Annotated in this window: 12 protein-coding genes; 4 read left to right on the forward strand and 8 right to left on the reverse strand. The window is 74.2% G+C overall.

Features of this window, described 5'->3' with window-relative positions; all coding sequences use genetic code 11:
• On the forward strand, positions 1–691 hold a 691-nt coding region (locus ABWI04_RS40055), incomplete at its 5' end, for an MFS transporter (protein WP_502913219.1).
• Between the two features lie 79 nt (positions 692–770).
• Here the strand turns inward: ABWI04_RS40055 and ABWI04_RS40060 are convergent.
• The 8 genes from ABWI04_RS40060 to ABWI04_RS40095 all read right to left on the reverse strand — a co-directional run bounded on the left by ABWI04_RS40060 (position 771) and on the right by ABWI04_RS40095 (position 7,442).
• Positions 771–974: a cold-shock protein gene (locus ABWI04_RS40060; protein WP_067639228.1), complete on the reverse strand. Its 204-nt coding sequence runs from the start codon at positions 972–974 to the stop codon at positions 771–773.
• A gap of 193 nt (positions 975–1,167) precedes the next feature.
• Positions 1,168–2,418 carry a kynureninase gene (kynU, locus tag ABWI04_RS40065; RefSeq protein ID WP_353835675.1) on the reverse strand — a complete coding sequence of 417 codons (1,251 nt, stop codon included), beginning with the start codon at positions 2,416–2,418 and terminating at the stop codon, positions 1,168–1,170.
• On the reverse strand, positions 2,415–3,461 hold the full coding sequence (locus tag ABWI04_RS40070; protein ID WP_345179101.1) for an amidohydrolase family protein: 1,047 nt from the start codon (positions 3,459–3,461) through the stop codon (positions 2,415–2,417). The genes kynU and ABWI04_RS40070 overlap by 4 nt, the downstream gene beginning before the upstream one ends.
• A complete protein-coding gene (locus ABWI04_RS40075) occupies positions 3,454–4,026 on the reverse strand; it encodes a 3-hydroxyanthranilate 3,4-dioxygenase (protein WP_345179103.1) in 573 nt (190 codons plus the stop codon). The genes ABWI04_RS40070 and ABWI04_RS40075 overlap by 8 nt, the downstream gene beginning before the upstream one ends.
• The gene (locus ABWI04_RS40080) at positions 4,023–4,466 is read right to left on the reverse strand and encodes a RidA family protein (protein ID WP_179848452.1); all 444 of its coding nucleotides are present in this window, start codon (positions 4,464–4,466) and stop codon (positions 4,023–4,025) included. Before ABWI04_RS40080 ends, ABWI04_RS40075 begins: the two co-directional genes overlap by 4 nt.
• Positions 4,466–5,209 carry a 2-keto-4-pentenoate hydratase gene (locus tag ABWI04_RS40085; protein WP_353835676.1) on the reverse strand — a complete coding sequence of 248 codons (744 nt, stop codon included), beginning with the start codon at positions 5,207–5,209 and terminating at the stop codon, positions 4,466–4,468. The genes ABWI04_RS40080 and ABWI04_RS40085 overlap by 1 nt, the downstream gene beginning before the upstream one ends.
• Positions 5,209–5,994, reverse strand: a complete 786-nt coding sequence (locus ABWI04_RS40090; protein ID WP_345179108.1) for a 2-keto-4-pentenoate hydratase — start codon at positions 5,992–5,994, stop codon at positions 5,209–5,211. The genes ABWI04_RS40085 and ABWI04_RS40090 overlap by 1 nt, the downstream gene beginning before the upstream one ends.
• Positions 5,995–6,005: 11 nt before the next feature.
• The gene (locus ABWI04_RS40095; RefSeq protein ID WP_353835677.1) at positions 6,006–7,442 is read right to left on the reverse strand and encodes a 2-hydroxymuconic semialdehyde dehydrogenase; all 1,437 of its coding nucleotides are present in this window, start codon (positions 7,440–7,442) and stop codon (positions 6,006–6,008) included.
• A 211-nt stretch (positions 7,443–7,653) separates the two neighbouring features.
• On the opposite strand from ABWI04_RS40095, the gene ABWI04_RS40100 reads away from it, so the two are divergent.
• The 3 genes from ABWI04_RS40100 to ABWI04_RS40110 all read left to right on the forward strand — a co-directional run bounded on the left by ABWI04_RS40100 (position 7,654) and on the right by ABWI04_RS40110 (position 9,402).
• Positions 7,654–7,941 carry a hypothetical protein gene (locus tag ABWI04_RS40100; protein WP_345179112.1) on the forward strand — a complete coding sequence of 96 codons (288 nt, stop codon included), beginning with the start codon at positions 7,654–7,656 and terminating at the stop codon, positions 7,939–7,941.
• 112 nt (positions 7,942–8,053) lie between these two features.
• Positions 8,054–8,374 carry a hypothetical protein gene (locus tag ABWI04_RS40105; protein ID WP_345179113.1) on the forward strand — a complete coding sequence of 107 codons (321 nt, stop codon included), beginning with the start codon at positions 8,054–8,056 and terminating at the stop codon, positions 8,372–8,374.
• Entirely contained in the window at positions 8,365–9,402 is a 1,038-nt protein-coding gene (locus ABWI04_RS40110; protein WP_345179117.1) for an MvdC/MvdD family ATP grasp protein, read from the forward strand. The genes ABWI04_RS40105 and ABWI04_RS40110 overlap by 10 nt, the downstream gene beginning before the upstream one ends.
• The last annotated feature ends 101 nt before the right edge of the window (positions 9,403–9,503 follow it).

Genomic DNA, 9,503 nt, shown 5'->3' on the forward strand with positions numbered 1-9,503 from the left:
GCGGCTGGGGGTGGGCGCGCCGGCGGGCCGCGGGCTGCTGCACGTCCGGCCCTCCCCCGGCGCCCCGGCGCCGCGCCGCTTCGCGCTGCCGACCCGGGCCGTTCTGGCCATCGGCGTCGTCGGCTTCTGCGCCACGTTCGCCGAGGGCGCCAGCGCCGACTGGACGGCCGTCTACCTGACCGAGGTGGCGGACGCGGGCCCCGGACTGGCCGCCGCCGCGTACACGGTCTTCATGTCGTGCATGGCGGGGACGCGGCTTCTCGGCGACCGGCTGGTGCGGCGCCTCGGCCCGGCCCGGGTCGTCCGGTGCGGAGGCGTGGTGGCCGTCCTCGGCGGCGCGCTCGTGGTGGCGTCCCGCGAGCCCTGGCCGGCCATCGCGGGGTTCGCGCTGCTCGGCGTCGGCGTGGCGACCGTGGTGCCGCTGGTGTTCGCGGCGGCGGGCGCCGCCGGCGCCACCCCGGGCGAGGGCGTCGCGGGCGTCGCCACGATCACCTACCTGTCGGGGCTGACCGCGCCCGCCATCACCGGCTGGACGGCCGGGGCGCTGTCCTACCCGGCCGCGTTCGCGCTCATCACCTGCGTGGTCGCGGTGATGACCGTGACGGCCGGGGCCCTGAACCCGCCCGGCGGCGGTGCGGCCGGGCGACCCGCGGCCGCGGCCTCCGGCCGCGCCGAGAAGGCGGTGCCCTAGGCGGGCGCACGGCCGGTGGACGTGCGAAAGGCCGGGAACGCGCGAGCGCTCCCGGCCTCAGCTGAGATCCGGCGGGACCTTAGAGCGGGTAGACGCCCTCGGCCTGCGGGCCCTTCTGGCCCTGGGTGATCTCGAACCCGACGCGCTGGTTCTCGTCGAGGCTGCGGTAGCCGTTGGTCGTGATCGCCGAGTAGTGGACGAACACGTCGGGGCCGCCGCCGTCGGGCGCGATGAACCCGAAGCCCTTCTCAGCGTTGAACCACTTCACGGTGCCTTCGGCCATGGTCTTTCCCTTCCGGGTAAAACGTCTCCGGCCCGCCGGTCGACGGGGCCGGGCTGCAAGCGGACTCACTCACGCCCGCCGGTCACCCGGAGAAAACGCTTCGAGACTGCTTGGCGCCGGCCGGCCGGGCCGACGCCATCGTGCAACGCAGACGAACTTACCCGATGCGGGGCGAGCCCATGCACCGACACACCTAAAGAAGATCCGCGAGGGCCGCGGCGGCGCGGTGGCAGTCGTGGAACGTGCAGTACAGCGGGACGGGCGCGAGGCGGACGACATCGGGCTCGCGCGCGTCGGCGACGACGCCGTGGGCCTCGGCGAGCCGCCGGACGAGCCCGCCCGCGTCCGCCACCCGCACCGACAGCTGCGCGCCGCGCGCCGACGGGTCGGACGGCGTGACGACCTCGGCGCCGATCCCGGCGAGCCGGTCGGCCAGGTAGCCGGTCAGGCGCCCGCTCTTGGCGCGCAGCGCGTCCATCCCCACCCGGTCGAAGATCTCCAGGGAGGCCAGCACCGGCGCCAGCGCCATGATCGGCGGGTTGGACAGCTGCCAGGCGTCGGCGGAGGCGGGCGGCGCGATGTCGGGGTCCATCCGGAACCGGACGGCGGGGTCGGTGCCCCACCAGCCCGCCAGCTTCGGCACGGAGGCGTCCCGCACGTGCCGCTCGTGGACGAAGCATCCCGCGACGGCGCCGGGTCCGCCGTTGAGGTACTTGTAGGTGCACCAGGCGGCGAAGTCCACGTCCCAGTCGTGCAGCCGCAGGGGGACATTCCCGGCGGCGTGGGCGAGGTCCCAGCCGACGACGGCGCCGGCGGCCCGGCCCGCCTTGGTGATCGCCGCCATGTCCATGAGCTGGCCGGTCAGGTAGTTGACCCCGCCGAGCAGGACGAGCGCGACCGTGTCGCCCTCGCGGTCGAGGAACGCGAGGACGTCCTCGGTGCGCAGCGCGTCCTCGCCGTCGCGGGGCCTGAGCCGCACGACCGTCGCGGCCGGGTCGAGCCCGTGGTGGACGGCCTGGCTCGCCACCGCGTAGGAGTCGGACGGGAACGCCGCGTCCTCGATGACGATGCGGGTGCGCGTCCCGGCGGGCCGGTAGAAGCTCGCCATCATCAGGTGCAGGTTGACCGTCAGCGAGTTCATCGCGACGACCTCGTGCGCAAGCGCGCCCACGAGGCGGGCGGCGGGCTCGCGGAGCAGCTCGTGGTACGCCACCCAGGGGCGGCGGCCCTGCGTGTGGGCCTCGACGGCGAGCCGCGCCCAGTCGTCCAGCTCCTCGCGGAGCAGCCCGGCCGCGCTCCTCGGCTGGAGCCCGAGCGAGTTGCCCGCGAAGTAGGCGGCCTCCGCGTGCGGCCCGCCCGGCGCGGGCGGGATGAGGAACTCCCCGCGCAGCGTGGGCAGCGGATCGGTCTCGTCGAGGCGCCGCGCCTCGTCCTCCAGGGTCACTGCGCCATTCCTTCGGTGGTCACCAGGTCGAGGGCGGGCGCGAAGAACGCCTCCGCGTTGCCGCCGAGCAGCAGGGCGCGCTCGGCGTCGTCCAGACCGGGGCACGCGCGGATCGTCGCGCCGGGGTCCTTCTCGCCGAGCGGGAACGGGTAGTCGGTGCCGAGCATGACCCGTTCGGGGCCCATCACGTCCACCAGCAGGCGGAGCGCGCGAGGGTCGAACACGGCCGAGTCGACGTGGAACCGGCCGACGTACTCCGACGGGGGGCGCGGCGAGTCGGCGCGCACGATGTCGCGGCGGTGCCAGGCGTTGTCGGCCCGCCCGAGCAGGAACGCGAAGCTGCCGCCGCCATGGCAGAAGCACAGCCGCAGGGACTCGGGGAGCCGTTCGAACGCGCCCGACAGCATCAGCCCGAGGATGCTCAGCTGCGTCTCGGCGGGCATGCCCGCCAGCCACGGCAGCATGTGCCCGCGCATCCGGTCGGCGCCGAGCATGTCCCACGGGTGCGCGAGGACGGGCAGGCCGAGTTCCGCGCAGTACGCGAGGAACGCCGTGATCCCCTCGTCGTCGAGGTTGCGGTCGCCGACATGGTTGCCGATGTGGACGCCGCGGTGCCCGGCGGCGGCCGCCCGCTCGGCGACCGCGCAGGCGAGCTCAGGATCCTGGAGCGGCACCTGGCACAGCGGCAGGAGCCGGTCGGGGGCGTCCGAGCAGAACGCCAGGATGCGGTCGTTCACGAAGTCGCACCAGTCGGCGGCGCGGGACGGCTCGGCCGCGTACCCGAACATCAGCGGCGTGGACGAGACGGCCTGCCGGTCGACGCCCGCGGCGTCCATGTCGGCCACGCGGCGCGCGGCGTCCCAGAGCGCCTCCCCGACGGGGCGGTACTCCGCGTCGCCGCACATCATCATGCCGGCGCCTCCGCCGTCGACCCGCAGCCACGGCTGGCCCTCGTCGGCGAGCATCCGCCCCTCGTCGCGGCCGATCACCGGGAAGACGTGCGTGTGGACGTCGAAGACCGTCACCGAGGCCCCGTCAGACACGGGGCGCCGTCGTCGGAGTCATGGACCGCGGCCACTGGCGGCCCGGGTGCACCGCGCCGCAGTTCGGGCACTTGCGGTCGCCGCCGTAGAAGCGCTCGAAGGCGGGCGGCAGGTCGTCCACGATCGAGCGGACCTGGAGCTCGGCGCGGTGGACGAGGTGGTGGCACTCGGTGCAGTACCACTCGAACGCCTCCGTGAGGCCCTCCGGGCGCGGGATCTCCACGACCAGGCCGATCGACCCGGGCTCGGGCCGCTGCGGCGAGTGCCGGACGTGCGGGGGCAGCAGGAAGACGTCGCCCTCGTTGATCTGCAGGTCGGTGGGCGGACGGCCCTCCTCCTCCATGACCCGCAGCACCATGTTGCCCTTGAGCTGGTAGAAGAACTCCTCGGTCGGGTCGTCGTGGAAGTCGGTGCGCTGGTTGGGCCCGCCGACCACCATGATGATCAGCCCGGCGTCGTCGAAGACCTGGACGTTGCCGACCGGCGGCTTCAGCAGGTCCCGGTGCTCCTCGATCCAGGCGTCGAAGTTGAACGGCCGTCCGAACGACAGCTGGGGCAGGGTCATGCTCCGCCCTCCTTTCCGGTCCGCGTCGCCTGCGGGATGTGCGCGACGCACGAGATCTCGATGAGCAGGTGCGGGTGCGGGAGCTGGTGGACGGCGACGGTCGTGCGGGCGGGCCCGGTCTCGTCGAAGTACTCGCCGTAGACCTCGTTGTAGCCGCCGAAGTCGTTCATGCTCACCAGGTAGGTGGTGACGCTGACGACGTCGGACAGGCCGCCGCCGGCCGCCTCCAGCAGGTCGCGGATGTTCTCGATGACGGCGCGGGTCTGCTCCCGGACGTCGAGGTCGGTGACGCCCATCGCGTCGGCGCTCGCCCCGGCGAACGTCCCGTCCGGGCGGCGCGAGCTCGTCCCGGACACGAAGACCAGGTCGCCGGCCCGCCGCAGGTGCGGAAACCGGCCGCGCGGCGGGGCCTTGCCCTCGACGAGGATCGCGTCGTCCATCAGGTCGTCACCTCCACGGCGCCGAGGCCCGCGCCCACGACCCGGACGTGGGCGTCCTTCGGCAGCGGGACCGCGGCCGTCGCGGCGCCGGCGAGGACGATCCAGCCCGGCTCCAGCGTCATTCCTGCGCCGAGCGCGAGCCGGGCCGCCGCCCGCAGCGACCGCGCCGGGTCCCCGAGGATCGCGGCGGACGAGCCCGTCTGCACCGGCCGGCCGTCGATCTCCAGCAGCAGCCCGGCGTTCGACAGGTCGCGGGGCGCGTGCCAGGCGCCGACGCCGAACCGCGCCGCCGAGGCGTTGTCGGCGATGACGTCCGGGAGCGTGAACGCGAAGTCCTCGTAGCGGGAGTCGAGCACCTCGAACCCGACGGCGACGCCCGCCACGGCGGACTCGACCTCGGCCGCGGAGCGGACCTCCCGGCCGATCAGATAGGCGATCTCGGGCTCGATCCGCGGGTGGACGAGGCGGGACACGTCCACCGAGGACTCGGCCGCCATGCCGTCGGTCAGCAGGCCCCAGATGACGTCGTCCACGCCCATCTGGACCATCTTGGCGCGGCTGGTGAACCCCATCTTCACCCCGGCGAGCCGCTCGCCCCGGCGGCGCCGCCGCTCGATCCCGGCGCGCTGCACCGCGTACGCCGTCGCCACGTCCAGCGGCGTCCGGGCGGTAAGCTTCGGGATCGCCCGGACGTCCCGGGCGGCCTCGTCGAGCGCCGCCGCGAGCGCGTGCACGTCCGCCATCAGGACTCCTCCTTGCCGAAGGCGACGCGGACGTCGCCGAGTCCGTCGATGCGCGCCTCGAACACGTCGCCCGGACCGGCCGGGACCACGGGGCCGAGCGCGCCGGTCAGGACGGTGTCGCCGGCGCGCAGGGGGCGGCCGACGCGGACGAGGGTGTCGGCGAGCCAGAGCGCGGCGTTCAGCGGGTGCCCGAGGCAGGCGGCGCCGTTGCCGGTCGAGACCTGCTCGCCGCGCCGCTCCATCACCATCCCGCACAGGCGCAGGTCGACGTCCGCGAGCGGGACGGGGCGGTTGCCGAGCGCGTACATGCCGGAGGAGGCGTTGTCGGCGACCGTGTCGGCGAGCGTGATGTCCCAGTCGCGGACGCGGCTGCCGACCACCTCGATGGCGGGCAGCGCGAACGCCGTCGCGCGGATGACGTCGGCGGCGGTGTGCCGCTCGTGGGTCAGGTCGCGCTCCAGCACGAGGGCGACCTCCGCCTCGGCGCGCGGCTGCAGCACGGCGCCGGCGGGGATCTCCTCCCCGTCCGGGACGGCCATGTCGGCGAACAGCATCCCGAAGTCGGGGCTGTCCACCCCGATCTGCGCCTGGACGGCGCGCGACGTCAGGCCGATCTTGCGGCCGACGAGGCGGCGCCCCTCCCCCAGCCAGCGGTCGGTCAGCCGGTCCTGGACGGCGTAGGCGTCGTCCGCCGTGGTGATCAGGTCGCGGACGGGCGCGCACGGCGTGCCGCCGGCGTGGGCGCCGAGGAGCCGCTCGGCGGCGGCCTCGATGTTCGTGGTCACTGGGCTCGCTCTCAGATCTGGACGCAGACGTTGACGGGTTCGGAGAAGAAGTCCAGGGAGTACTCTCCCCCCTCCCTGCCGATCCCGGAGGCCTTCACGCCGCCGAACGGGGTGCGCAGGTCGCGCAGGTTCCAGCAGTTCACCCAGACGATCCCGGTCTCGACGCGCGGCGCGACCCGGTGCGCGCGCGACAGGTCCCGCGTCCACACCGTGGCGGCGAGCCCGTAGGGGCTGTCGTTGGCGAGCGCGAGGGCCTCGTCTTCGGTGTCGAACGGCGAGACGTGGCAGACCGGCCCGAAGATCTCCTCCCGCACCGCCCGGGCGGTCTCGGGGAGCCCGGTGAGGACGGTCGGCTCGACGTGGAAGCCGCCGTCCCGGGCGTCCCCGAACCGCGGGGCGCCGCCGCCGGCGACGACCGTGGCGCCCTCCTCGCGGGCGAGCCGGAGGTACGACAGGACCTTGTCGCGGTGCCCGGCCGAGATCATCGGGCCGTAGCCGTCCAGCGCGCGGGCCCGCTCGCCGAGCCTCGCGACGAACTCCTCGAAGACGGGGCGCTCCACGTAGACGCGCTCGGTGCACAGGCAGATCTGCCCGGAGTGGGTGAAGGAGGAGCGGACCGTCCCGTCGACGGCGGCGTCCAGGTCGGCGTCGGCGAAGACGAGCGCGGGGTTCTTGCCGCCCAGCTCGAACGAGACGGGGGTGACGTGGTCGGCGGCGTTCCGCATGATCGCGGCGCCGGTGGCCGACTCGCCGGTGAACGCGATCGCGTCCACCCCGGGGTGCCCGGTGAGGAACTCACCGGCCGCGCCGGGGCCGTGCCCGTGCACCAGGTTGAACACCCCGCCGGGCAGGCCCGCCTCGTCGATCACCCGGGCGAGCAGCGTCGCGGTCGAGGGCGTCTCCTCCGAGGGCTTGGCCACCACGGCGTTCCCGCACGCGAGCGCGGGCGCGATCTTCCAGGTCGACAGCAGCAGCGGCAGGTTCCACGGCGAGACGACCGCCACGACCCCGAGCGGCCGCCGCACCGTGTAGTTGAGCGCCTCGCCCGTCCCGGAGCTCCACCCCGGGACGCGCGTGGTGTAGGCGCGCTCCGGGCGCCCGTACAGCAGGTCGGCGTAGGCGCGGAAGTTGCCGACGGCGCGGGGCACGTCGACGGTCTCGGCGAACGCGCGGGGCCGGCCGGTGTCGGCGACCTCGGCGTCCACGAACTCCTCGAACCGCGCCTGGATGCCGTCGGCGACGCGCCGCAGCGCCGCGGCCCGCTCCTCGGCGGCCATCGCGCCCCAGGGGCCCTTCAGCGCGGAACGGGCCGCGGCCACGGCGTCGTCGACGACCTCCCGCGTGGCCTCGGGGACGGAGCCGAGCTCGGTGCCGTCCGCGGGCGCGATGAGGGGGAAGGCCGGACCGTCCGAACGGAACACCCCGCCGACGTAGTGCTCAGCCTTCATCCGTCCCCTCCCGCGTGGCTCGACTCCCCGATACTCGCCCGCGAAGCTATGCCTGGCAAATACCAAATCCCCCTGCGGCTATGACCGAACGGCTATGCCCGGCCCTCCCCGTCCGCTGGCCGGATACGGACATGACCGCGCCTTGCCGAGGCCGGTGATCCATGTCACTTTGATCTTGTGATCGCCGGTGATCTCCGGGAGGCCCGCTGTCATGACCCGCGGCACCGGCCCGCTGGACCCGCCCCCCTTCCTCCGTCTCGACCCGCCCGAGCTCGACGGCGGTGACCTGGTCGTCCGCGCCAGGCCGACCGAGTCCCGGGCCCGAACCCGCACCAGCCCCCGCGCCCCGCTGGCCTACCTCTACGAGCGCCCCGACGAGCACGAACCGGAGCGGACGACGAGACTCGCGGCGGGCCACTACGACCGCACCAGCCTGACCTGGACCTTCTCCGGCGACATCCCGGGGATCATCGGGATCACCGAGCCGACCTCCCCCTAGCGGCGCCCACGGGTCCTCCCCCGCCCTCCTCGCTCCCCCTCGCGCGCTCCCGCGTCGCCCCCGCACGCCCGAATGTCGGACCCGCATGTCCGCCCAGCAGAAAGGCACGCCCATGCCCGGAACACTGACCAGGCCCGCGCTCCGCACCACGCGCGCCTTCATCTCCCCCGACCACGCCGGGTTCGACCCGGCGGCGGTCCCCACCCCGGACGGTGACGAGCGGCCGTTCGGCTACGCCTACTCCACCCCGTGGGGCACGCCCGACGACGGCGCCCCGGCGGCCGACCCGCAGGCGGGCCACTACGACCCCGTGACCCAGACCTGGGTCGGCCCGGACGGCGAGGACGTCACCGCCGGCTACAGCTCCTACACGACCACGGGATCGGGCGTGCCGCCCTGGGGCGACAAGATCCTCGACGACGTGTGCGCCTGACGGTGGGCGGCCAGGCCGAGGTCCTCGTCCTCACGCAGGACTTCGACCCCACGGTCGACCCGGTCGTCCGGAGCCTCACGGCGAAGGGCGCCCGGGTCGTCCGGGTGGACACCAGCTACTTCCCGCGCAGCCTGAGCTTCACCACGTCCGACTTCGACGGCGCCGACCGGGCGGTGATGCGCCACCACGACGGCGAGATCGACCGGGAGGTCGACCTTCGCGCCCTGGCGGGCGTCTGGTACCGGCGGCCCACCGCCTTCGACTTCGGCGAGGAGATGGGCGAGGCCGAACGCGAGTTCGCCCGCCACGAGGCCCTGCACGGCATCGGCGGCATCCTGCGCTCGACCGACTGCCTCTGGATGAACCGCCCCGACCTGGACGCGGTCGCCGACCTCAAGCCGTACCAGCTCAAGCTCGCGAAGGAGGCCGGGCTCCGCGTCCCGCGGACGCTGCTGACCAACGACCCCGACGAGGTCGCCCGGCTGGTGAAGCAGGAGGGCGAGGGGTCGCTCGTCTACAAGTCGCTCAGCGGCGGGGTGGTCCACTATCCCGGCGCGTTCCCCTCCGGCCTCTACACCGCCGTGCTCGGCGAGGAGATCCACGACCACCTCCCCCGCGTGCGGCACACCCTCTGCCAGTTCCAGGAGTACATCGAGAAGGCCTACGAGGTCCGGCTCACGATCATCGGCGACGCCTACTTCCCCGTCGTGATCGACTCGCAGGGCGCGGAGCGGACGCGGATCGACTGGCGCGCCGACACCGAGCTGCGCTACGGCGACTACCGGCCGCTGCCGGAGGACGTCGTGCGGCGCACGCAGGCGCTGATGGACCGGCTCGGGCTCGTCTACGCCGCGGTCGACTTCATCGTCACCCCGGACGGTGAGCACGTCTTCCTGGAGTCCAATCCGAACGGCCAGTTCATGTGGATGCAGAACGACCTCGGCCTGCCGCTCGGCGACCGCATCGCGGACCTGCTGATGCGGGGCGGCCCGTTCCGGCGCGGTGAGGTGGAGCAGGTCGGCTACTGATGGACGATCCGCCGCCGGTCACCGCGGCCGAGTGGACGGAGCCGCCGCAGGCCGGCCTGCGGCGGCTCCCGGGCCTGGTCCTCGGCGCCGTCCGCCTCGCG

Source organism: Actinomadura sp. NPDC000929, from assembly GCF_040492065.1.
Lineage (GTDB): Bacteria > Actinomycetota > Actinomycetes > Streptosporangiales > Streptosporangiaceae > Spirillospora > Spirillospora verrucosospora.

Excerpts from the sequence above, each read along its gene's own strand:
- ABWI04_RS40080 (WP_179848452.1), bottom strand. The coding sequence starts at position 4,466 with ATGGACGACGCGATCCTCGTCGAGGGCAAGGCCCCGCCGCGCGGCCGG.
- ABWI04_RS40060 (WP_067639228.1), bottom strand. The coding sequence starts at position 974 with ATGGCCGAAGGCACCGTGAAGTGGTTCAACGCTGAGAAGGGCTTCGGG.
- ABWI04_RS40095 (WP_353835677.1), bottom strand. The coding sequence starts at position 7,442 with ATGAAGGCTGAGCACTACGTCGGCGGGGTGTTCCGTTCGGACGGTCCG.
- ABWI04_RS40075 (WP_345179103.1), bottom strand. The coding sequence starts at position 4,026 with ATGACCCTGCCCCAGCTGTCGTTCGGACGGCCGTTCAACTTCGACGCC.
- ABWI04_RS40085 (WP_353835676.1), bottom strand. The coding sequence starts at position 5,209 with ATGGCGGACGTGCACGCGCTCGCGGCGGCGCTCGACGAGGCCGCCCGG.
- ABWI04_RS40100 (WP_345179112.1), top strand. The coding sequence starts at position 7,654 with ATGACCCGCGGCACCGGCCCGCTGGACCCGCCCCCCTTCCTCCGTCTC.
- ABWI04_RS40105 (WP_345179113.1), top strand. The coding sequence starts at position 8,054 with ATGCCCGGAACACTGACCAGGCCCGCGCTCCGCACCACGCGCGCCTTC.